The organism is Aeromonas sp. QDB11, from assembly GCF_027705265.1.
GTDB lineage: Bacteria > Pseudomonadota > Gammaproteobacteria > Enterobacterales > Aeromonadaceae > Aeromonas > Aeromonas allosaccharophila.
The window spans coordinates 138,425-159,414 of sequence record NZ_JAPDBM010000001.1 but is presented as its reverse complement, the minus strand read 5'-3'; the positions used below and the strand labels follow the sequence as shown (position 1 = coordinate 159,414).

Sequence of the window (20,990 nt, the reverse complement as noted above, 5' to 3'; positions counted from 1 at the left end):
CCTCTGGCCGAAAAATGAAAAAAAGCCTGAACAGAACGACCTGTCCAGGCGTAGTCCCCTCAGGGCTGAGGGACCTAGTGCACTACGGAAGTGTCTACCTGTGTTTTCGGGCGGGGCGCCAGCCAGATGGCAAACGCAGCCACGAAAAACAGCACGGCAATAATCATGAAGATCTTGTTGGTGGCCACCATCACGCTTTGGCCTTGCAACAGCCACTCCAGGGTGCCTTTGCTCTGCTCCCCGGCACCTGCCATCTGCATCGCCTGGGTAGTGTCACCCGCGCGGTCGGTCAGTCCGGCCAGTTCAGCCCGCACATAGCGGGTCTCGCGCTCCCAGCCGGTGTTGACCATGGAGGTGGCCACCGCGCCGGAGAGCGTCCGGATAAAGTTCATCAAACCGGCGGCGGACTCCATTTCACGGGCGAGCACGCTGCCCAGCGCGATGCCGGTGAGCAGCACAAAGAACAGCGGCATGCCGATCCCCTGGAAGAGCATGGGGAAGCTTATCTGCCAGAAGGTCATGTCCATGTTGGCGTGGCTGCGGTAGAGGGTCCAACTGCCCAGCCAGAGCACACCGATAAACACCATGGGCCGCGGATCGATCTTGGTCGCCAGATTGGCAATCAAGGGCGCCAGGAACACCGCCAGAATCCCCATCATGGCCGTTGAATAACCGGCGATGGTGGCGGTATAGCCCATGTAGATCTGCAGCCACAGCGGGGTCAGTACCGTGATGCCGAAAAAGGCACCAAAACCGAGTGACAGGGTCAGCATACTGGTGCGATAGCCCCGATGACGGAACACCCGCAAATCGACCACCGGATTGCGTTCGGTCAGCTCCCAAATCAGGAAGGCGACAAAGCCGATGGCCGCGATGATCGCCAGGGTCACAATCCGGGTCGACTCGAACCAGTCGTGATCCTTGCCCTCATCGAGCATGATTTGCAGCGCCGCAACCCAGACGATCAGCAACACCAGTCCCACCTTGTCGATAGGCAGCTTGAGGGTCTTTGATTCGAACGGTCGCAACAGCTTCCAGCACATCACCCCGGCCAGCAGGGCAAACGGCGCCTTCACATAGAAGATGTAGGGCCAGCTGTATTGGTCACACAGGATCCCGCCCAGAATCGGCCCCATGATTGGTGCGACCAGCGTGGTCATGCTCCAGATCCCGATCGCTGCGTGCGCCTTGTCCTTGGGGAAAATGCGCATCATCAGGGTCTGCGACAGTGGCATCAGCGGCCCCCCGCACAACCCGAGAAAGACCCGAAACAGCACCAGCATGTTCATGCTGGTGGCCATGCCGCACAGCAGCGAGAACAGACCAAACAGGATAAAGCAGGTAGCAAACACCCGGATCGGACCAAAGCGCGACGCCAACCAGCCGGTCAGCGGTACCGAGATCGCCTCGGCTACCGCATAAGAGGTGATGACGTAGGTGCCCTGGCTGGTCGAGGTGCCCAGACTACCGGCAATGTTGGAGACAGACACGTTGGCGATGGTGGTGTCGAGCACCGCCAGGAAGTTGGCCATCGCCAGGATGCCAGCGCCTAATGCCAGTTGTGCTCCGCGCAGCGGGGCCGGCTCAGCGACGTGTTGCATCACGTATCTCCTCAGCCCTGCTTGCGGTCATCGGTGTGGGTACGCTCGGCCAGTGCCGGACCGGGCGCCTCGGCGCGGGTATCAATGGTGGCGATCATCGACAGCCCCACCTGCAGCGGACGACTGGCAAGCTCGGCGGGATCGAGCTCGATACGAACCGGCAAACGCTGCACCACCTTAATCCAGTTACCGGTGGCGTTCTGGGCCGGGATCATCGCAAACGCCGAGCCGGTGCCGCCGGAGAAGCCGCTCACCGTGCCGTGATAGACCACTTCGTTGCCATAGAGGTCAGCGGTGATCTCGACCGGCTGGCCGATCTTGACGCTACGCAGCTCCACCTCCTTGAAGTTGGCATCCACGTGCACGGTATGCAGGGGCACCACGCTCATCAACGGTGCGCCAATCTGTACGCGCTGACCCACCTGTACCTGACGCTTGGCGATCACACCATCGACGTTGGCAAAAATGCGGGTCCGTGACAGATCGACTCTGGCCTGCTCAAGACGGGCCTTGGCCAGCAGCACTTCCGGGTTGGTATCCACCGTGGTGTCCTGGATCAGCGCCGCATTGGCCTTTTGCGAGCCGATGGTCGAGTGTACGTTGGCCACGCTTTGCGCCGAGGAGGCGCGCGCCGCGCTCAGATTGGCCTGGGCCTGAATCAATCCATTGCGGGCATTGGTCAGCTCTTCGCCCGATACCGAGCCGGAGGCCTGCAGGGCGGCACGACGGTCAAAATCCACCCGGGCCCGATCCAGATCGGCTTGAGCCGCCTGGAGTTGCGCCTGGGCTCGCAGTTGGTCGGCCTCGCGCGCCTTCACCTGCGCCGCCAGCCCTTCGTCATTGGCCTGGTAGCTGTGTACCCGCCGCTTGGCCAGCGCCAGATCGGCCTCAGCCTGTGCCAATGCCAATTGGGCATCGGTGTCATCGATCTCGACCAGCAGGTCACCCTTACGGACATGCTGGGTATCGACCACCTGAATACGCTTGATGATCCCGCCCACTGCCGGAGTGACCTCGGCCAGCTCGACCGCGGTGTAGGCGTTGTCGGTCGAGACATAATGCGAGCCGACGAAATACCAGTAAGCGCCATAACCACCGGCCGCGACCGCAACGGCGGCCGCCAGCCCGATAAAGCCACGACGCCGCCGGGCATTGGCCTCACGGGCATCAAACGTCTGCTCGGCAGCGGAGTCGGAGTGTTGAACTTGTTGCGACATACAATTGAATTTCCTGTCTTTTATCAAGAGTGGGCAACGCTGTAACCCGCACCCAGTGCGTGGACCAGCGAGACATCAATGGAGAGAGCACGGGCCTGCATGTTGACCAGTACCTGACGGCTCTGCAGCAAGGCTGCCTCGGCACTGAGCACATCCAGGTAGGTAGACAACCCGCCCTTGTAGCGGTTATTGGCAATCCGGTAGGCATCTTCGGCCGCATCCACCGCAGTCCGGGACTGGATCAACCGTGCCTTGAGCGCATCCTGGCTGGTGACGGCATCGGCCACCTGCTGCATGGCCTGGGTCAGCGTTTGGTTATATTGCGCAACGGCTTCTTGATAGCGACCACGGGCACTGTCCAGCTGACCTTCCAGCTTGCCGCCGGTAAAGATCGGCAGATAGAGGGCTCCACCGACCCCCGCCGTTTGCGAGCCGGACTCGAGCAGCTTGTCGAGCCCCATCGACTGGTTACCAAAGAAGGCTGACAACGAGACGTTCGGATAGAACAGGGTTTCTGCGACACCGACCTCCTGGGCGGCAGCTTCAACGCGCCAGCGGGCAGCGGTCACATCCGGTCTGTGCCCCAGCAAGTCGATACCGGCGCTGTCCGGCAAACCAAACACCGAGGTCATGGCCAGCGCCGGGCGCTGCAGAGCCAGTCCGCGATCCGGCCCCTTACCGAGCAGGGCGGCAATGGCATGGCTCTGCAGCACTATGGTCTCTTCCACTCCCAGCAACTCTTGCTCGGCACTCGCCTTGAGTGATTCGACCTGACGCACTGACCCCAGGGTTTCCAGACCGTTGTTGTAACGCTGCTGGAACAGGCTGACGGTCTCACTGCGGATCTTCAGCGCTTCTGCGGCTGTGTCGCGATTGGCGTACAAACGGGCCAGCTCGACATAAGACTGCATCAGGGCACTGACCAGCACCCGCTCGGCATCGGCCTGCTCCGCTTCGCTGGCAGCCAGCGTCGAGCGCGCGGCTTCCACCGTGGCCCGGTTCTTGCCCCAAAAGTCGAACTCATAACTAAAGTTCGCCATACCGCTGCCAAACGTGTTCCAGCCATGCGGGGGCAGTGAGCTGTAGTTGTAACTCACCCGCTGCCGGGTGACATCACCACTCACAGAGAGCTGCGGCATCTCACTGGCTCCGGCTTGTCTTGCCATCCCCTCGGCACTGCGCAGACGGGCCTGTGCGATGGCCAGAGACGGCGCATGGTGCAGTGCCTCCCGGATCAACTGATCGAGCTGATTATCATGGTAACGCTGCCACCAGTGGGATTGAGGCCAGCTGTCCTGACGCGTCGCCAGCAAACTCTTGCTGTGCTCGAGGGTATCGGCGCTGGCAAGGGCATCGCTGGGCAGATCAGGTTGATGGGCACAACCACTGAGCAGGGCAAACAGGGACCAACAACAGACTCGCCAACCCTGCGAATGGTTGTCTGCAACGTCACGAGAGAGGAATGACACATGTACTCCTGATAACTGAACTGTACGGTTTGGTTATAATTTGACAAAGCCTCTTCGTCAAGCAAAACTAGACTGATGAGTTCATTAATGAAGGTTTGCAATGAGAGTTAAAAGCGAAGAACGGCGACAGGCGATCCTCGATGTGGCCAGGGAAGCGTTTACCCAGCTTGGGTTTGAAAACACCACCATGTCGGAGATCGCCAACCGGACTGGTGGGTCCAAGGCCACGCTGTATAACTATTTCAGCTCGAAAGAAGAGCTGTTTGCCGCAGTGATAGACGAGTTTGGTCGGCAGCGGATTGCGGAAGCGTTCATGTCGATGAATCCGGCCAAGCCGGTGCGCGAAGAGATCACCCGTTTAGGCCTTCACTACCTGCGTTTTATCCTCAATCCGGACGTCATTGGCCTGCGCGCGGTGATTGTCCATGAGTCCGCCCGTACCAATATTGGCCGCGAATATTATCGCCTTGGGCCACAACGCGGCTGGCAATACATCAGCCAATATATTGAACAGCAATCTCGCAGTGGCCAACTCTGTGTCATCGAAAACAGCTGGGCGGCAGCCATGCACCTCAAAGGCTTGCTAGAAGTCGAGATGCTCGAGCCTCTCCTGCTCGGAGCAAGAGCATGCCCAGATGATAAGGAGATGGCAGAGGTCGTGGAGCGTGCCATTAACGTCTTTATGCTGGCTTACGGCCCGAGGTAGGTCGCAAGGCTGCGCCGAATTCGCAGCCCTCTTTTCAGCCAATATCATCGCGCTAATAAGCCCTCGCGTCAGAAGGGTCCGAACAAGCTCCTGATGTGAGGTCTGCCGGGTTTGGCAAGGGCATCATCACATCCTGCTTGGTCTGGCAGTGACCTTGCGGTATCACACAGGTCATGGACCCATCGCTTCTCGAACGAGAGGCCGTTCTGTGTGAGCGGCTTCTTGATTGCCTGATTCAGCGATTCAGTATCACGTTATGGGGAAGGGGAGTTGCGTCGTATGGTGATACCACTTTGCTCGAACAATCCAGAACGATGCAGACATCCAAAAACAAAAAAACCCTGAAAATCAGGGGTTTGTGAGTCATCTGAACCAGCGATAAACGCCGAAAAACGTTACTCGATGTTCTGGATCTGCTCGCGCATCTGCTCGATGAGGACCTTCAGCTCGACGGCGGACTGGGTCACTTCGGCGTTGATGGACTTGGAGCCGAGGGTGTTCGACTCGCGGTTGAACTCCTGCATCATAAAGTCGAGACGACGACCGCAGGCGCCACCCTTCTTCATGATCTTGTTGGTCTCGCTGATGTGCATCTCCAGACGATCCAGCTCTTCGGCCACGTCGATCTTCTGGGCCAGCAGCACGATCTCCTGCTCGATGCGGGCCGGATCCAGCTCAACCTTGGCTTCGGCCAGACGGTCGGTGAGCTTCTGGCGCTGCCACTCGATGATCTGCGGCAGATGGACGCGCACCTTCTTCACTTCCACCTGAATACCGGCCAGACGCTGTTCGATGAGCGTCTTGAGGTTGGCCCCTTCGCTGGCGCGGGAGGCGAGAAAATCTTCCATGGTCTGGTCAAAGCCGCCGAGCAGCTCGGTGGCGACCGCGTCCATGTCCTGCTCGGCGGCGGCCATGACGCCGGGCCAGCGCAGTACATCGACCGGGTTGAGCTGGCCCTGGCCCGCCTCTTTCATTACCCAGTTGGCGCTGTCGATGATGAGCTTGGCCAGCTCTTCATTGATATGCAGCTGTTTTGCATCGGCTTGAGCGGCCTCGAAACGCAGGTTGCACTCCACCTTGCCGCGCTGCAGCTTGGCGCGGAAACGCTCACGCAGTACCGGCTCCAGGCTGCGCAGTTGCTCCGGCAGGCGAATGTAGGTTTCCAGATAGCGCTGGTTTACCGAACGAATTTCCCAAACGGCTGTGCCCCAGTCGCCCTTGAATTCCTTGCGGGCGTAGGCGGTCATGCTGTGAATCATTGATTGTTCCGGGCTTGATGAAGTGTGCGGCCAGTATACTCAGCCCGGCCCTGCTCGTCAGCCGATGCCGTGGTTTTAGCGGCTGATATTTGGGGCGGGATCACTTATAATCCCCCGCCAATTTGAGCCAGCCCAGAGGTCCGTTCCATGTCACGTCCCAGCGATCGCAGTGCCGCGCAACTTCGCCCGGTTACCATTACCCGCAATTTCACCAAACATGCAGAAGGCTCAGTGCTGGTGGAGTTCGGTAACACTCGCGTGCTCTGCACCGCCAGCGTCGACACCAGCGTTCCGCGCTTCCTGAAAGGGAAGGGCCAGGGTTGGGTCACTGCCGAATACGGCATGCTGCCGCGTTCCACCCACTCCCGGATGAACCGCGAAGCGGCCTCCGGCAAGCAGAGTGGCCGTACGCTGGAAATCTCCCGTCTGATCGCCCGCTCCCTGCGCGCAGCAGTAGACCTGACCGCACTGGGCGAGCACTCCATCACCGTTGACTGTGATGTGTTGCAAGCCGATGGCGGCACCCGCACCGCCTCCATTACCGGTGCCTGCGTGGCGCTGGTGGATGCGCTGAACTGGATGGTTGAGAAGGGCATGCTCAAGCAGAGCCCGCTCAAGCAGATGATCGCCGCCGTCTCCGTCGGTATGTATCAGGGCGAAGCCATCTGCGATCTGGAGTACATCGAAGACTCCGCCGCCGAGACCGACATGAACGTGGTGATGACCGAAGATGGCCGCATCATCGAGGTACAGGGCACTGCGGAGGCCGAGCCCTTCACCCATGAGGAGCTGCTGGCGATGCTGGGGCTCGCCAAGGGCGGCATTGAAGAGATTATTGCGCTGCAGAAGCAGTCACTCTCCTGATTTTACAAACGCGGCATTGGCCGCGTTTTTTTATACCCCCACACAAGACAACGACAAGCCAAGCAAGGAGCCAGAATGAAAGCCTACCAGCGTCAATTTATCGAGTTCGCCCTGGAGAAACAGGTCCTCAAATTCGGTGAATTTACCCTGAAATCCGGTCGTAAAAGCCCCTACTTCTTCAACGCCGGTCTGTTCAACAGCGGCCGCGATCTGGCCCGCCTCGGCCGCTTCTATGCCGCCGCCCTGATGGATGCCGGCATCGAGTTCGATGTGCTGTTTGGCCCGGCCTACAAGGGGATCCCCATCGCTTCTGCCACTGCAGTGCAGCTGGTGGAGCAACATGATGTGGATGTACCCTGGTGCTTCAACCGCAAGGAGGCCAAGGATCACGGTGAAGGCGGCAATCTGGTGGGCAGCCCGCTCAAGGGGCGCATCATGCTGGTGGACGACGTCATCACCGCTGGTACCGCCATCCGCGAATCTATGGACCTGATCCAGGCCAACGGTGCCTCGCTGGCAGGCGTGCTGATCGCGCTGGACCGTCAGGAGAAGGGCAAGGGCGAGCTCTCCGCCATTCAGGAAGTGGAGCGCGACTACGGCGCCCACATCATCGCCATCATCCAGATGAGCGATCTCATCGCCTATCTGGAAGAGAAGCAGGCCGAACAGCCGGAGCTGGCAGCACAACTGGCGGCCATGAAGGCTTATCGCGCCCAATACGGCATCTGAATGAGCTGGATCATGGCGCCACCCTCGTCGAGGGTGGCGCCATTTTTTATCCGCGTTTTCCAACACTGTTTTAAAAAGCGGGTGTGAACTGCTTGAGCTTGCCCTTACAGTAAAGGTTAGGGTTTGCCGGTCGGCGTTTCGTGGTGCCGACGGGTTCCCGGGAGGAACAGCATGACGACTCAACAGCAACACCTCATTCATCTGCAATTGCCGCTCAGTGGCATGAGCTGCGCTAACTGCGCCAGCCGCATCGCGGCCAGCCTCAACAAACTCGACGGGGTATCGGCCACCGTCAACTTCGCGCTGGAGCAGGCGGCCATTGAGCTGGCCAGCCCCGATCGCCTGCCTGTGGTGCTCGACAGTATCAAGAGTCAGGGTTACGACTACGGCAGCGAGACCATCCAGTTTCAAATCACCGGCATGACCTGTGCCGGTTGCTCGGCTCGGCTGAACAAGATGCTGGCGGCACTGCCGGGCGTCATCTCCGCCGAGGTCAACTTCTCCATCGAGCAGGCCCGTATCGTGCTGGTGCCGGGCGCCCAGAGCCCCGCCGCCCTGCGTGAACATATAGAAGCGCTCGGCTTTGGCGCCAAACTGGCGCAGAGCTCGGCCAGCGGCCGCCGCCAGCAGTTGCTGGAGCGCGAAGCGCAGGAGGCCGCCACTGCCCGTAAGGCGCAGACCCGGGTCATCGTCTCGGCTTTGCTCACTTTGCCGCTGCTGGTGGGGATGCTGGCCATGGCGGGACTGTTCCCCTGGCATCTGCCCGCCTGGCTGGAGCTGCTGCTCGCCACCCCGGTGCAGTTCTGGATTGGAGCCCGCTTCTATCGTGGCGCCTGGCTCGCCATCAAGAACCGCGCAGCCAACATGGATGTGCTGGTGGCGACCGGCACCAGCGCCGCCTACTTCTACAGCCTCTATCTGTTGCTGACTCTGGGCATGGCTGCCAGCGGCCAGCTCTATTTCGAGGCGAGTGCCATCATCATTACCCTGATTTCCCTCGGCAAGTTGCTGGAGGCACGAGCCAGACGCAGCACCCAGTCCGCCATTCGCGAACTGATGGCGCTGCGGCCGGAAACCGCTACCGTCTGGCGTGGCGAAGCGTGGCAGAGCGTCGCCATCGACGAGGTGCTGCGCGGTGATCGACTGCGGGTGCTGGTGGGCGAGCGGGTGCCGGTGGATGGCAGAATCGTGAGCGGCGAGAGCGAGCTGGACGAGTCGATCCTCACCGGCGAGAGCCTGCCGGTGCCGCGTGGTGAGGGCGACAAGGTACTGGGCGGTGCCATCAACCGCTCCGGCGTGCTGGAGATCGAAGCCACTACCGTGGGGGAGGATTCCAGCCTCAGCAAGATCATCGCGTTGGTGGAGAGTGCCCAGATGGGCAAGGCCCCGTTGCAGCAACTGGTGGACAAGGTCTCCGCCGTGTTCGTACCGGTGGTGATGGCCATCGCCCTGTTTACCCTGCTGGTGTGGTACGCCATCAGCAATGACTTCGCGCAGGCGCTGCTGGCAGCGGTGGCGGTGCTGGTGATCGCTTGTCCCTGCGCGCTGGGGCTGGCGACACCTGCCGCTATCGTCACCGGCACCGGGGTGGCGGCCCGCCACGGCATTCTGATCAAGGATGTCGATACCCTGCAGAAGGCCCATGCCATCAAGGCGCTGATCTTCGACAAGACAGGCACCCTGACGCAGGGGCGGCCGGTGCTGGCAAGCTGGAGCGGCAACGGCGAGCAGTTGCGCCTCGCCGCAGCCTTGCAGCAGGCGAGTGAGCACCCGCTGGCGCTGGCGATGCGCGAGGCGGTCGACAAAGAGGTGGTGCTGCCCCAGCCGGAGGCGGTGGAGGTGCGGGTCGGTGCCGGTATTGTCGGTCAGGTAGCGGGTCACACAGTCGCCATCGGTAATGGCTCCCTGCTGACCCAGCTCGGCATTGAACCGCCGCAACAGAATGAACAAACCGCCGATGGGGCGACCCGGGTCTGGGTCGCCATCGACGGTGCGGTCGCCGGTATCGCCGCACTGGCCGATACCTTGCGCCCCGAGAGTGCGGAAGCCATCGCCACCCTGCGTCAGCGCGGTATCGCCAGCTGGCTGGTGAGCGGCGATGCACCGGCGCCGGTGGCCCATATCGCCGCCAAGCTGGGGCTGGACGGGGCGTTTGACTCCGTGCTGCCAGCGGGCAAGGTGGCGAAGGTCGAGGCGCTGCGGGGGCAAACTCGCGGGCTGGTGGCCATGGTGGGGGACGGGGTGAACGACGCCCCGGCACTGGCGGCGGCGGATGTCGGCATAGCCATGGGCTCCGGCTCCGATGTGGCGATGGAGACCGCCTCCATCACCCTGATGCGATCAGACCCGCGGCTGGTGGCCGATGCCATCGACATCTCGGCGGCAACCTGGCGCACCATCCAGCAGAATCTGTTCTGGGCCTTCGTGTTCAACATCATCGGCATTCCGCTGGCGGCGCTGGGCTACCTCAGCCCCGAGCTGGCGGGGGCGGCCATGGCCCTGAGCAGCATTACCGTTTTGAGCAATTCCCTGTTATTGAAACGCTGGCAGCCCAGGGCGGCGCACGGGCCAGCATCCAACCCGATCAGTAAGGAGGCATAAATGAACATCAGCAAGGTTGCCAAGGCCACGGGGCTGACCGCCAAGACCATCCGTTACTACGAGAGCATCGGCCTCATCACCGCCCCGGTACGCAGCGACAACGGCTACCGCAGCTACACGGAAGGCGCGCTGCGCGAGCTGCGTTTCGTCAAGCGGGCGCGGGAGACCGGTTTCAATCTGGAGGAGTGTCAGGAGCTGCTGGCGCTCTATCGCAACGAGCACAGAACCAGCGCCCAGGTGAAGAAGCTGGCGCAGGAGAAGATCGTTGATCTGCGCGCCCGCATTGCCGGTCTGCAGGCCATGCTCAGCTCGCTGGAAGGGCTGGTCTGCTGCTGCCACGGGGATGAGAATCCCGAATGCCCGATCCTCGATGAGCTGGAGAAGGGGTGAGCAAGGGCTCACCTTCCAGCGCAGAGTAAGCCCCAGTTGATTGACTAACTTCTTAATAAACGGTGCTTTATTGTTGCTGGTCAGGGGGTAGTGGTAGACTGCTCGGCTCTTGTACAGGAGTACTCAGTTGACCCAGAGTGTGACACGCCAGGTTAAGCAGGCCATCATGGCTCAGCTCTATACCCACGCATCGTTCAGTCTCCCCTGTTTGGGCGTGTTGGCATTTGGCTGGAGTCTGCTGTTTCACGACTATCTGCCCGCCACCGAAGCGCTTGGCTGGCTGGCAGGGACTTTCCTGTGGCTGCTTGGCCGGGGCTGGCACCTGCGCTGGCGCCGATCCCGCCTGCACCAGACACCGCTGCCGGTGCTGGAGCGCGAACTTTTCATCGGCGTGACTATCACCTCCATCATCTGGGCGCTGGGGGTGCTGCTCTACATGGACAAGCTGCCCGATACCTATCGGGCCGCCATGATGATGCTCGCCAGCCTCATTCTCACCGGCAGCGCCATCATGCTGTTTGGCAGCCGCCGCACCCTCTATGGTTCTGCCCTGCCGCTGGGCATGGCAATGCTGTTCGAGCTGGGCAATGGCAACGAGCAAGAGCGGATCGTCTCCTGCATGCTGGCGGGCTATCTGTTTGTCTTTCTGCCGACCCTGCTGCGGCGGATGCGGCGGGATCAGATCGCCTCGCTCCACCACCGTTTCTCCAACGCCGAACTGGTGGCCGAGCTGAAGGTGGTTTCCGAGCATTTGCGCCTCACCTCCCGCCTCGACGGCCTGACCGGCATCGCCAACCGCGCCCACCTCGACGACTCGCTGGAGCGGGCCTGGCGTCGCTGTCACCGCGCCCGCGCACCGTTGTCGCTGGTGCTGGTGGATGTGGATTACTTCAAGCAGTTCAACGATCTCTACGGTCATCAGCTGGGGGATGACTGTTTGCAACAGGTGGCTGGGTTGCTGGCCGAGGTGGAGCGGCGCGAGGACGATCTGGCGGCCCGTTATGGGGGCGAGGAGTTCGCCCTGCTGCTGCCCTGCACCGGCATGCAGGGGGCGTTGCAGGTGGCGGACAATGTGCGGCAGGCGCTCAAGGAGCTGGCTATCCCGCACCAGAAGTCACTGGTCTCCGGTCGGGTCACATGTAGTTTTGGTGTTGCGACACTGATACCGGATAACAGCATGAAAATCGCCGATTTGATCCAGAAAGCGGATGCGGCACTCTATCAGGCCAAGCATAATGGGCGGGATCGAATCGAAGTAGCCTTGATGGGTAAGGTTGCCTGAGTTTAACGTGACAGATTTAAAGAGGTTGTCTATGCAATGTCATCGTATCGAAGAGCTGCTGGAGTTGTTGCAGCCTGCCTGGATCAAGGAACAGGATCTCAGCCTGGTGCAGTTTGTTGCCAAACTGGCCAACGAAGCGGGATTTGAAGGTTCTCTGTCCGAGTTGACCGACGACATGCTGATCTATCACCTCAAAATGCGGGAATCCGACAAGCAGGCGATGATCCCCGGTCTGGCCAAGGATCATGTGCCCGATTTCAAAGAGGCACTGCTCAAGGCCCGCGGAATCAAGTGAATCTTTAGCGGAAGCGCATCACCTTGGGGTGATGCGCTTTTTTGTTGCCGAAAATTGCGATCAAACGCCAATATTAGATACATCTAATCCACACAATTAGCATGCTGTTTAAGATATAATCCGCTCCATAACAAATAAGGGAGCGATGTCTTGCAATGGCCGACCACGATAAAATCGATATCAAGGACGTCACCGACAAGGACGTAACCGGGACCTTCAACCCCCATACGTTCAAAGCCAGCGACGACAGATTCAACCCGGGCAACCGCATCTATGTGCGGGCCCAGAAAGGGTATTGGCAGCGGGTGCGCAAGGGGATGGGCTGGTTCTTCGTCGCCCTCTTCGTGCTGCTGCCCTGGCTGCGTTACGAGGGGCGACAGGCGGTGCTGTTCGACCTCGGTCACCAGCAATTCCATATCTTTGGCGCCACCATCTGGCCGCAGGATCTGACCCTGCTCGCCTGGCTCTTCATGATTGCCGCCTTCGCCCTCTTCTTCGTGACCACCTTCCTCGGCCGGGTCTGGTGCGGCTATCTCTGCCCGCAGACGGTCTGGACCTTCATGTTCATCTGGTTTGAAGAGAAGCTGGAAGGGCCCGCCAACAAGCGGCGCAAGCTGGACGAGGCGCCCTGGAGCGGCGAGAAGCTGGCCCGCAAGGGGGCCAAGCATCTGGCCTGGCTGGCGATCTCGCTGGTGACCGGTCTGACCTTCGTCGCCTACTTCCAGGATGTGACTGAGCTGGTTCCGGACTTCTTCACCTTGCAGGCGGGGGGCTGGGAGTTGTTCTGGGTGAGCTTCTTTACCATCATCACCTATGGCAACGCAGGCTGGATGCGCGCCATTATGTGTATCCACATGTGCCCCTATGCCCGCTTCCAGTCCGCCATGTTCGACAAGGACACCTTCATCGTCGGTTATGACACCAAGCGCGGCGAAACCCGTGGTGCCCGTTCCCGCAAGGCGGACCCCAAGGCGCTGGGGTTGGGTGACTGTATCGACTGCGATCTCTGCGTGCAGGTCTGTCCGACCGGCATCGATATCCGCGATGGCCTGCAGTACGAGTGCATCAACTGCGGCGCCTGCGTCGATGCCTGCGACCAGACCATGGATCGGATGGGCTATCCGAAAGGACTCATCAGCTACACCACCGAGCACAAGCTGGCCAACGACTCCACCCATGTGGCGCGGCCCAAGCTGATTGGCTACGGGCTGGTGATGGCGGTGATGCTGGGGGTGTTTGTCTACAACGCCATGTCCATCATGCCGATGGGGCTCGATATCCTGCGGGATCGCAACCAGCTGTTCCGTGAAAACAGCGAGGGGCTTATCGAGAACACCTACACCCTCAAGATCCTCAACAAGACCCTGCAGCCCCAGACCTACCAGCTGGATGTGGAGGGCTTGCCCGAGTATCAGTGGTTCGGCCCCCGTGAAGTGACCCTGAAAGCGGGCGAGATCTATACCTTGCCGGTCAGTCTGGCGGTCGACCCCTACAACCTGAAACGGCCGACGCTGGATATCCAGTTCGTGCTGAAACGGGAGGGGGCGGCGCCCGATGACAGCAAGGGCAACCTGCGTCAGGGCAGCAAGTTTATCAGCCGGTTGTAACTGAGTGCGGCGGCGGGCCGGACGTGACACACGTCCGGTCACCAGCGAACACGGCAATGCCGGTCAGTAGTGATAGAATGGGGCGCAACGGCGCCCCTTTCTTATGGTGGATGACATGCGTTTCAACTATTCCGACCTCAATCCCGACCTCATCATGGATGCGCTCGATCTCAGCGGCCTGCGGCTCGACTCCGGTCTTATCGAGCTCAACAGCTACGAAAACCGGGTCTACCAGTTTCAGGATGAGGATCGTCGCCGCTATGTGGTGAAGTTCTACCGTCCCGGCCGCTGGAGTCGGGCCCAGATCCTCGAGGAGCACGAGTTTGCCACCCGTCTCGCCGAGGCGGAGATCCCGGTCGCCGCGCCGCTCGCCTTCGCGGGCGAGACCCTGCTGGAGCACGAGGGTTACCCCTTTGCCATCTGGCAGAGCGTCGGTGGTCGCCAGTTCGAGGTGGATAACCTCGACCAGCTGGAGTGGGTGGGGCGTTTCCTCGGCCGCATCCATCAGATCGGCGCCAGCAAGCCGTTTCACCATCGGGTTCGCCTCGACGTGGATAGCATGCTGCACGAGCCGCGTCAGCTGTTGGCGTCCGGCGAATGGCTGCCGAGCGGGTTGGCGAAGCAATTTTTCGGGGTGCTCGACGAGCTGATCAAGCATGTCAGTGACGCCATGACCCTCGATGTGGCGCAGATCTCCCTGCATGGCGACTGCCACCCGGGCAACATCCTGTGGCGTGATGGCCCCATGTTTGTCGACCTCGATGATTGCCGCACCGGCCCCGCGATTCAGGATCTCTGGATGATGCTCAGCGGCGAGCGCCACGAGCAGCAGATCCAGCTCGACACCCTGCTGGCGGGCTACGAGGAGTTTATGGAGTTCGACTCGCGGGAACTGGCGCTGATCGAGCCGCTGCGGGCGATGCGCATCGTTCACTACATGGCCTGGCTGGCACGGCGCTGGGACGATCCCGCGTTCCCCCGTCACTTCCCCTGGTTCAATACCGATCACTACTGGCGTCAGCAGATAGCAACCCTGCACGATCAGCTGGAAGCGCTCAAGGCGCCACCGTTGAGCCTGATGCCAAACTGGTGAAATAGAAGGGATCTTGCGTGGCAAGCGGGGCTCGATCTCCGGCCCTGACCATTGACGTCAGCATGGCGAAACAATAGGCTTGGCACTGCTTCGGTTCGCCGGGCGTGCCTCACAGTGATCCCTTAACAGGAAACATCATGAAAAAAGTTCTATTTTTCCTTGCTGCCATGCTGATGATCCCCATGGTTCACGCCGCCCCCGAGTTCAAGGAAGGCGTCAACTACGATGTGGTCAAACAGACTGGCAGTGCCCAGCCGGAAGTGATGGAGTTCTTCTCCTACTACTGCCCGCACTGCGCCACCTTCGAACCGATCGTTGAGCAACTGCAAGCTGGTCTGCCGAAAGGCGTCACCCTGAAGAAGAACCCGGTTGCCTTCCTCGGCCGCGAAATGGGCCCCGAGATGCAGCGTGCCTATGCCGTTGCCAGCCTGCTCAACGCCGAAGCCAAGCTGACCCCGGCCATCTTCACCAAGATCCACACCCAGCGTCAGCCGCCGATGAGCCGTGACGAGGTGAAGCAGATCTTCGTGGACAACGGCGTACCGGCTGAAGAGTTCGACGGTGCCGTCGACAGCTTCGCCGTCTCCGGCATGGTCTCCCAGTTCGATCGCAATACCGAGAGCTACAACATTCGCGGTGTACCGGCCTTCCTGGTGAACGGCAAGTACATGGTGAAGATTGAATCCATCACCTCTCAAGAGCAGTTCAACCAGCTGGTGCAGTTCCTGCTGGCCAAGAAGGACTGATACCCCTTGAGTCGATAAAAAAGCCCGCCGGTGCGAACCGGCGGGCTTTTTGTTTTCTGGTGCTCGGAAAGATCAGACCCCGACGTGGAACGCCTGCTTGAGGTTGCGGATAAACTCCGCATCCCGGCAGAGGGTCTTGCCCGGGCTGTCGGAGATCTTGGCGACCGGGCCGCCGTTGCACTCCATCAGCTTGAAGACGATGTTCATCGGGCTGACACCGGGCAGATCGCAGGTGAGCTTGGTGCCGATGCCGAAGCTGGTGTTGATGCGGCCACGGAAGTGACGGAACAGCTGCACCGCCTTGTCGAGGTTGAGCCCGTCTGAGAAGACCAGGGTCTTGTCGGTGGGGTCGATGCCGAGCCGCTGATAATGGCTGATTGCCTTCTCGCCCCACACCACGGGATCGCCGGAGTCGTGGCGCAAGCCCTGATAGCTGCTGGCCAGCTCGAAGTCGAAGTCCCGCAGGAAGGCATCCATGGTGATGCAGTCGGTCAGGGCGATGCCGAGATGGTCGGTAAACTCGTCCAGCCAGCTGGTGAGGGCGGCGCGCTGGCTGTGCTCCAGCGGGAAGCCGAGCTGCTGGTGCGCCTGGAACCACTCGTGGGCCTGGGTGCCGACAGCGGGCAGCTTGTACTTCTGGGCCAGCATGTAGTTGCTGGTGCCGCGAAACGCTGGCAGCCGCTCCTTGAGGCGACCCACCACGGCATCCTGCACCGCGTGGGAGAAGCGGCGGCGGGTGCCGAAGTCGATGAGGTTGAACTCGTTCATCTCCTCCGGGCTCAGCTCCTGCTCCAGCTTGTCGATCTTCTGATCGAGCCGCTCCAGCGCATGGCTGATACCGAACTGGGGGTAGCGGAAGCGGTTGCGCATCTCGCTGATGATGGCGAGCACCGGGATCTCCCACAGGATCACATCCTGCCAGGGCCCCTCGACCCGCACATTGATGCGGCCATCCTGCTCGAACACCTTGAGCAGAGAGGCATCGAGCGGCTTGCGGCGCAGGTGGTCAAGGTAGTCAGGGGTGAAGAAGGGGCGCTCGGCCAGAAAATCGAGCTCGGGCTTGGTCAGTCGCAGGGATCCGGCGAGGCGCAGCTGCTCCTCGATCTGCCCCATCATGGGCAGCAGATCCTCTTCATTGCGGCTGTGAAACTCGGCCACCACCTCGGCATCCGGATAGCGATGGAACACCGCCTGCTGCATATGCAACTTGTAGGCATCGGTGTCGAGCAGGCTGGTGAGGATTGGAGGCATATCAGGCTCCTCGCAGACTGGTGAGCACGATGGTGCACCCCTGCCGCATGTGTAACGTGCAGGCATCGGTGTCGAGCAGGCTGGTGAGTATGGGTGGCATATCAGGCTCCCTGCAGGCTGGCGAGCGCGATGGCACTCCCCTGTCGCATATGTAGATTGCAGGCGCCGCTATCGGACAGGCTGGTGAGGATTGGGGGCATATCAGGCGTCCAGCAGGCGTTGTACATCGATCAGGGTCTGGGCCAGTTCGGCGCCAGCCTCGATCATCTGGGTGTGGGCGCTGGCAACCGTCTCGGGCGCGATGCCACGGCAGGCATCGAGATGGACGATCACCCGGAAACCGGCGCGGCACAGTTGCAGCACGCTGGTTTTGACACAGTAGTCGGTGGCGAGGCCGCCGACCAGTACGGTGTCGACCTTGCGGGCTTGCAGGAATTCGATGAGTCCGGTGCTGCGCCGTTCGGCCAGATCGTGATAACAGGCGCCGTAAGGGTGCAGATCCGGTTCGACCCCCTTCCAGACGAAGAAGTCATAGTCGATGGGGGCGGGCAGGCCGTCGAGCAGCTCGAAGCCCTTGCTGCCCGGCACGCAGTGCACCGACCAGGTGAGGTCGGCGTTCGGCAGATCCAGCGGCAGCAGCATACCGGCAGGGTCAGAGACGGCCCAGTCGGCATTGGCGGGGTGGGCGTCCTTGCTGCCGATCCGCAGCGTGGCGAGGGTGGCCTGAGCGTTGAGCGCAGCCACAATATCATCACCGCCCGCGACGGGCAGTTCGTTCGGGCAGAGGGGGGTAAAGCCCTTCTGCGCATCAATATCCAGGCTGGCGACGGTTCCCATGATTGGCTCCTGCACATACTATTCGTGTGATATTATCTACCAAACATTAATGGAAGGCGAGCAGGGCGATCGGCATGCTGAGAATGAGTCTGGATATGGTGGTGCTGCGGTTGCATGACGAGCGGCTCGAGCTGCTGCTCGAGACCCGCGATCGCCCCCCCTTTGCCCACTGTTGGCAGCTACCCGGTTTGCGTATCGACGAGGCACTGGATCGGGATCTGGACGCCGCCCAGCGCCGCCTGCTGGCGGAGTGGGGGCTCGGCCACTGCTACAGCGAGCAGGTCTGCACCCTCGGCAATCTGGAGCGGGATCCCCGCGGCTGGTCCACTACCCTGGTCTATCTCTGCCTGGTCGATCCGGAAGTGGAAGTGACCCACGGCTGCTGGCATCCGTTCTCCAATCTGCCGGGGCTGAGCCTCGCCTTCGACCATGTCCAGCTCATCGCCAAGGGGTTGGAGCGGCTGCGGATCAAGAGTCGCTACAGCACCCTGCCGTTGCATCTGCTGGGGCCCGAGTTCACCCTCTCCGAGGTGCAGCGTGCCTTCGAAATCATCCTGCAAACCCCCATGAATACGGCGGCGTTTCGCAAGCGGATCCATCGTGCCGATATTCTGGTAGATACCGGCCGCAAGCGTACCGGCAAACAGCGCCCCGCCATCCTCTACCGGCTGGAGAGCCCCTGCTGCGTGATGTTCGATCAGGTGATGCACGGAGCGGAAGCGTGAGTACCAATCCCGTTCGTGTGCTGGTCAGCGCCTGCCTGTTGGGCCAGCCAGTGCGTTACGATGGCCAGAGCAAGGGGATTGTCAGCGACTGGCTGAGCGAGCTGGGTGCCGAAGGGCGGGCGCTGGCCTTCTGTCCGGAAGTGGCGGGCGGCTTGCCGACCCCGCGCCCTCCTGCCGAGCGGCAGGGCGAGCGGGTGGTAACGGCGAGCGGAGTGGATGTGACTGAAGAGTTTGATCGCGGCGCCGAGCTGGCGCTGGCGATCTGTCAGGCGCAGGGCATTCGCTTCGCGCTGCTGAAAGAGGGGAGCCCTTCTTGCGGCAGCGGCCGTATCTATAACGGCCGCTTCGAGGGTGTCTCAGTGGCGGGCGAGGGCAAGACCACCGCCCTGCTGCGCCGCCACGGGATTGCGGTCTTTTCCGAAGTTCAGCTGGTCGAGCTGGCCTCTGCGCTCTCTTTAGAAGCCTCTTTGCTGGATATCTCTTCGGCAGCAACCGGCAGCGGCGCCTGACTGTTCTGCCACTCCTCCAGCACCTCGTCTTTCTCCTGCCAGCGCTGGTTTAGCCACTCCTGAAAACCGCGCTTGAACTGCTTGTCATTGAAATAGTCACCCACCAGCGCCTCATCCACCGGCAGCTCCTCGATCCGCACCTGAATGCGCTTTACCCGCCCCATCAGGAAGTCCTTGAACGGGGTCTCTGCGTTGTTCGGATAGCGGATGGTGACGTTGATCAGGCTGTCAAACTGCTCCCCCATGGCGGCCAGCGTAAAGGCCAGCCCCGCCGCCTTGGGCGGCATCAGATGGCGGTAGCGGGAACGGGCCGCATCCCTTTTTTGCTCGGTGAAGCGGGTCCCTTCCACGAAGTTGATGACGGTGGTGGGGATGTGGCGAAACTTCTCGCAGGCATTGCGGGTGGTTTCGATATCCTTGCCGCGTAGGTGCGGGTTGCGCAGCAGGAATTCCCGTGAATAGCGGCGCATAAAGGGCATGTCGAGCCCCCAGCAGGCGAGCCCCAGCAGCGGGATGTAGATCAGCTCGTGCTTCATGAAGAACTTGGGCACCGGCAGCCGGTCCCGGAACAGATGACCCAGCACCACGATATCGGTCCAGCTCATGTGGTTGCTGATGATGAGATACCAACCATCCTTGCGCAGTCGGGTCTTATCTTCGATCTGCCAGTCGATGCGCATCGTGAGACGGATCACCAGCGCATTGCAGGCGAGCCACAGACGCATAAAGCGGTTGTTGAGGCGGCTGCAGGCGCTGCCAAAAGCCGGAACAGGCAGCAGCAGTTTGGCCAGCGATACCAGCAGGATCAGGCTGGCGCACAAGGCGGTGAACAGGATGGTCAGGCCCGCGCTGATGATCAGCACCAGCGGGCCGGGAAGCAGGGATAGCATGGATGTTTACTGCGCCTTGGTTGCCAGCAGTTGGCTCAGGGTCTGGTCCTTCTCGTGCCAGATCCCGTTCAACCACTGTTGAAACTCTTGTTGGAAGTCGGGGTCATTGAAGTAATCCCCCACCAGCTTGCGGTCGATCGGCAAATAGCGGACCTGAACCTTGATTTGCCCGACCCGGCCGCACATGAAATCCCAGTAACTGGGAATGCCGTCCGGATAGGCGATGGTGACATCCACCAGTTGATGCAACTGATCACCCATGGCGGCCAGGGTGAAGGCGATGCCCCCCGCTTTCGGGAGCAGCAGATGACGATAGGGCGAGCCCTGCTTCTGATGCTTGCTGCCGGTGAAGCGGGTGCCTTCGACGAAGTTCATCACACTCACCGGAATGTGGCGGAACCTGGCGCAGGCCTTACGGGTCGTTTCAATGTCTTTTCCCTTCAGATGCGGGTGTTTTTCCAGAAATTTTCTGGAATATCGCCGCATGAAGGGGAAGTCGAGTGCCCACCAGGCCAGACCGAGAAAAGGCACCCAAATCAGCTCTTTCTTGAGAAAAAACTTCAGGAAGGGGATTTTTTGGTTAAAAACCCGCTGCAATACCAGTATGTCGACCCAGGATTGATGGTTGGCAATCACCATATACCACTCATTCCGGCGCCCTTTGTCCACTCCGACCACCTCGAAAGGGGTTTTGATGATGGTTTTCTGGATCAGATTGTTGAAACCGATCCAGCAGCTGGCACAGCCATCCAGCAGGGCATTGCAGAGGGTTCGCCACCCTTTAAGCGGTAACGGCAGCTTGAGCAGACCCAGCAAGAAGATGGGGATAAACCAGAAGAGGGTGTTGAAAAAATAGAGCAGGGTGGAGAGGCTGCCGCGCAGTCGCTCTGTCAGCTTGTTGGGCATGAGTTCGGGTCCG

General features: G+C 60.8%; 20 protein-coding genes. 12 read left to right on the top strand and 8 right to left on the bottom strand.

What is annotated here, in order from left to right:
• Nucleotides 1–74 precede the first annotated feature (74 nt).
• The 3 genes from OKC40_RS00760 to OKC40_RS00750 are packed head-to-tail and all read right to left on the bottom strand — an operon-like array spanning nucleotide 75 to nucleotide 4,287.
• A complete protein-coding gene (locus OKC40_RS00760) occupies nucleotides 75–1,601 on the bottom strand; it encodes a DHA2 family efflux MFS transporter permease subunit (RefSeq protein WP_270793834.1) in 1,527 nt (508 codons plus the stop codon).
• 11 nt (nucleotides 1,602–1,612) lie between these two features.
• The gene (locus OKC40_RS00755; protein WP_270793833.1) at nucleotides 1,613–2,818 is read right to left on the bottom strand and encodes an HlyD family secretion protein; all 1,206 of its coding nucleotides are present in this window, start codon (nucleotides 2,816–2,818) and stop codon (nucleotides 1,613–1,615) included.
• 23 nt (nucleotides 2,819–2,841) lie between these two features.
• Nucleotides 2,842–4,287 carry an efflux transporter outer membrane subunit gene (locus OKC40_RS00750; RefSeq protein ID WP_270793832.1) on the bottom strand — a complete coding sequence of 482 codons (1,446 nt, stop codon included), beginning with the start codon at nucleotides 4,285–4,287 and terminating at the stop codon, nucleotides 2,842–2,844.
• A 100-nt stretch (nucleotides 4,288–4,387) separates the two neighbouring features.
• On the opposite strand from OKC40_RS00750, the gene OKC40_RS00745 reads away from it, so the two are divergent.
• A complete protein-coding gene (locus OKC40_RS00745; protein WP_075111956.1) occupies nucleotides 4,388–4,993 on the top strand; it encodes a TetR/AcrR family transcriptional regulator in 606 nt (201 codons plus the stop codon).
• A 395-nt stretch (nucleotides 4,994–5,388) separates the two neighbouring features.
• Here OKC40_RS00745 and OKC40_RS00740 read toward each other — a convergent pair whose 3' ends face one another.
• Entirely contained in the window at nucleotides 5,389–6,252 is an 864-nt protein-coding gene (locus tag OKC40_RS00740; protein WP_270793831.1) for a YicC/YloC family endoribonuclease, read from the bottom strand.
• Between the two features lie 147 nt (nucleotides 6,253–6,399).
• Here OKC40_RS00740 and rph point away from each other — a divergent pair, with 147 nt between their 5' ends.
• From rph to OKC40_RS00695, 9 genes are all read left to right on the top strand, one after another.
• Nucleotides 6,400–7,116, top strand: coding sequence for a ribonuclease PH (gene rph, locus OKC40_RS00735; protein ID WP_021138508.1), 717 nt, complete (start codon nucleotides 6,400–6,402; stop codon nucleotides 7,114–7,116).
• A 75-nt stretch (nucleotides 7,117–7,191) separates the two neighbouring features.
• The gene (pyrE, locus tag OKC40_RS00730; protein WP_005356114.1) at nucleotides 7,192–7,845 is read left to right on the top strand and encodes an orotate phosphoribosyltransferase; all 654 of its coding nucleotides are present in this window, start codon (nucleotides 7,192–7,194) and stop codon (nucleotides 7,843–7,845) included.
• A gap of 171 nt (nucleotides 7,846–8,016) precedes the next feature.
• Nucleotides 8,017–10,446, top strand: a complete 2,430-nt coding sequence (locus OKC40_RS00725) for a heavy metal translocating P-type ATPase (protein ID WP_270793830.1) — start codon at nucleotides 8,017–8,019, stop codon at nucleotides 10,444–10,446.
• The gene (gene cueR / locus OKC40_RS00720; protein ID WP_270793829.1) at nucleotides 10,447–10,836 is read left to right on the top strand and encodes a Cu(I)-responsive transcriptional regulator; all 390 of its coding nucleotides are present in this window, start codon (nucleotides 10,447–10,449) and stop codon (nucleotides 10,834–10,836) included. It begins immediately after the preceding gene.
• 127 nt (nucleotides 10,837–10,963) lie between these two features.
• Nucleotides 10,964–12,118 (top strand): GGDEF domain-containing protein, encoded by a 1,155-nt coding sequence (locus tag OKC40_RS00715; RefSeq protein WP_197928404.1) that lies wholly within the window; start codon nucleotides 10,964–10,966, stop codon nucleotides 12,116–12,118.
• A 31-nt stretch (nucleotides 12,119–12,149) separates the two neighbouring features.
• On the top strand, nucleotides 12,150–12,413 hold the full coding sequence (locus OKC40_RS00710; RefSeq protein WP_042062469.1) for a YihD family protein: 264 nt from the start codon (nucleotides 12,150–12,152) through the stop codon (nucleotides 12,411–12,413).
• A 155-nt stretch (nucleotides 12,414–12,568) separates the two neighbouring features.
• Nucleotides 12,569–14,020, top strand: a complete 1,452-nt coding sequence (gene ccoG / locus OKC40_RS00705; protein ID WP_270793828.1) for a cytochrome c oxidase accessory protein CcoG — start codon at nucleotides 12,569–12,571, stop codon at nucleotides 14,018–14,020.
• A gap of 103 nt (nucleotides 14,021–14,123) precedes the next feature.
• Nucleotides 14,124–15,113, top strand: coding sequence for a serine/threonine protein kinase (locus OKC40_RS00700; RefSeq protein WP_270793827.1), 990 nt, complete (start codon nucleotides 14,124–14,126; stop codon nucleotides 15,111–15,113).
• Nucleotides 15,114–15,250: 137 nt separating this feature from the next.
• Entirely contained in the window at nucleotides 15,251–15,859 is a 609-nt protein-coding gene (locus OKC40_RS00695) for a thiol:disulfide interchange protein DsbA/DsbL (RefSeq protein ID WP_042655883.1), read from the top strand.
• Between the two features lie 72 nt (nucleotides 15,860–15,931).
• Here OKC40_RS00695 and pncB read toward each other — a convergent pair whose 3' ends face one another.
• Together pncB and OKC40_RS00685 are read right to left on the bottom strand one after the other, a co-directional pair.
• Entirely contained in the window at nucleotides 15,932–17,110 is a 1,179-nt protein-coding gene (gene pncB, locus OKC40_RS00690) for a nicotinate phosphoribosyltransferase (RefSeq protein ID WP_270793826.1), read from the bottom strand.
• Between the two features lie 201 nt (nucleotides 17,111–17,311).
• Complete coding sequence (locus tag OKC40_RS00685; protein WP_270793825.1) at nucleotides 17,312–17,947, bottom strand: nicotinamidase; 636 nt, start codon at nucleotides 17,945–17,947, stop codon at nucleotides 17,312–17,314.
• Between the two features lie 74 nt (nucleotides 17,948–18,021).
• Here OKC40_RS00685 and OKC40_RS00680 point away from each other — a divergent pair, with 74 nt between their 5' ends.
• Both OKC40_RS00680 and OKC40_RS00675 read left to right on the top strand, forming a co-directional pair.
• The gene (locus tag OKC40_RS00680; protein ID WP_270793824.1) at nucleotides 18,022–18,672 is read left to right on the top strand and encodes an NUDIX hydrolase; all 651 of its coding nucleotides are present in this window, start codon (nucleotides 18,022–18,024) and stop codon (nucleotides 18,670–18,672) included.
• Nucleotides 18,669–19,181: a DUF523 domain-containing protein gene (locus tag OKC40_RS00675; RefSeq protein WP_270793823.1), complete on the top strand. Its 513-nt coding sequence runs from the start codon at nucleotides 18,669–18,671 to the stop codon at nucleotides 19,179–19,181. The genes OKC40_RS00680 and OKC40_RS00675 overlap by 4 nt, the downstream gene beginning before the upstream one ends.
• On the opposite strand, the gene OKC40_RS00670 is transcribed toward OKC40_RS00675, so the two are convergent.
• Together OKC40_RS00670 and OKC40_RS00665 are read right to left on the bottom strand one after the other, a co-directional pair.
• Entirely contained in the window at nucleotides 19,097–20,071 is a 975-nt protein-coding gene (locus OKC40_RS00670; RefSeq protein WP_270793822.1) for an acyltransferase, read from the bottom strand. The two genes, OKC40_RS00675 and OKC40_RS00670, sit on opposite strands and share 85 nt — an antisense overlap.
• 6 nt (nucleotides 20,072–20,077) lie before the next feature.
• Entirely contained in the window at nucleotides 20,078–20,977 is a 900-nt protein-coding gene (locus OKC40_RS00665; RefSeq protein ID WP_139409837.1) for an acyltransferase, read from the bottom strand.
• Nucleotides 20,978–20,990: the final 13 nt, after the last annotated feature.

What these genes read in the sequence shown, in the direction of transcription:
- OKC40_RS00760 (WP_270793834.1), bottom strand. Translation starts at nt 1,601, where the DNA reads ATGCAACACGTCGCTGAGCCGGCCCCGCTGCGCGGAGCACAACTGGCA.
- OKC40_RS00755 (WP_270793833.1), bottom strand. Translation starts at nt 2,818, where the DNA reads ATGTCGCAACAAGTTCAACACTCCGACTCCGCTGCCGAGCAGACGTTT.
- OKC40_RS00745 (WP_075111956.1), top strand. Translation starts at nt 4,388, where the DNA reads ATGAGAGTTAAAAGCGAAGAACGGCGACAGGCGATCCTCGATGTGGCC.
- OKC40_RS00740 (WP_270793831.1), bottom strand. Translation starts at nt 6,252, where the DNA reads ATGATTCACAGCATGACCGCCTACGCCCGCAAGGAATTCAAGGGCGAC.
- rph (WP_021138508.1), top strand. Translation starts at nt 6,400, where the DNA reads ATGTCACGTCCCAGCGATCGCAGTGCCGCGCAACTTCGCCCGGTTACC.
- pyrE (WP_005356114.1), top strand. Translation starts at nt 7,192, where the DNA reads ATGAAAGCCTACCAGCGTCAATTTATCGAGTTCGCCCTGGAGAAACAG.
- OKC40_RS00725 (WP_270793830.1), top strand. Translation starts at nt 8,017, where the DNA reads ATGACGACTCAACAGCAACACCTCATTCATCTGCAATTGCCGCTCAGT.
- cueR (WP_270793829.1), top strand. Translation starts at nt 10,447, where the DNA reads ATGAACATCAGCAAGGTTGCCAAGGCCACGGGGCTGACCGCCAAGACC.
- OKC40_RS00710 (WP_042062469.1), top strand. Translation starts at nt 12,150, where the DNA reads ATGCAATGTCATCGTATCGAAGAGCTGCTGGAGTTGTTGCAGCCTGCC.
- ccoG (WP_270793828.1), top strand. Translation starts at nt 12,569, where the DNA reads ATGGCCGACCACGATAAAATCGATATCAAGGACGTCACCGACAAGGAC.
- OKC40_RS00700 (WP_270793827.1), top strand. Translation starts at nt 14,124, where the DNA reads ATGGTGGATGACATGCGTTTCAACTATTCCGACCTCAATCCCGACCTC.
- OKC40_RS00695 (WP_042655883.1), top strand. Translation starts at nt 15,251, where the DNA reads ATGAAAAAAGTTCTATTTTTCCTTGCTGCCATGCTGATGATCCCCATG.
- pncB (WP_270793826.1), bottom strand. Translation starts at nt 17,110, where the DNA reads ATGCCTCCAATCCTCACCAGCCTGCTCGACACCGATGCCTACAAGTTG.
- OKC40_RS00685 (WP_270793825.1), bottom strand. Translation starts at nt 17,947, where the DNA reads ATGGGAACCGTCGCCAGCCTGGATATTGATGCGCAGAAGGGCTTTACC.
- OKC40_RS00680 (WP_270793824.1), top strand. Translation starts at nt 18,022, where the DNA reads ATGCTGAGAATGAGTCTGGATATGGTGGTGCTGCGGTTGCATGACGAG.
- OKC40_RS00670 (WP_270793822.1), bottom strand. Translation starts at nt 20,071, where the DNA reads ATGCTATCCCTGCTTCCCGGCCCGCTGGTGCTGATCATCAGCGCGGGC.
- OKC40_RS00665 (WP_139409837.1), bottom strand. Translation starts at nt 20,977, where the DNA reads ATGCCCAACAAGCTGACAGAGCGACTGCGCGGCAGCCTCTCCACCCTG.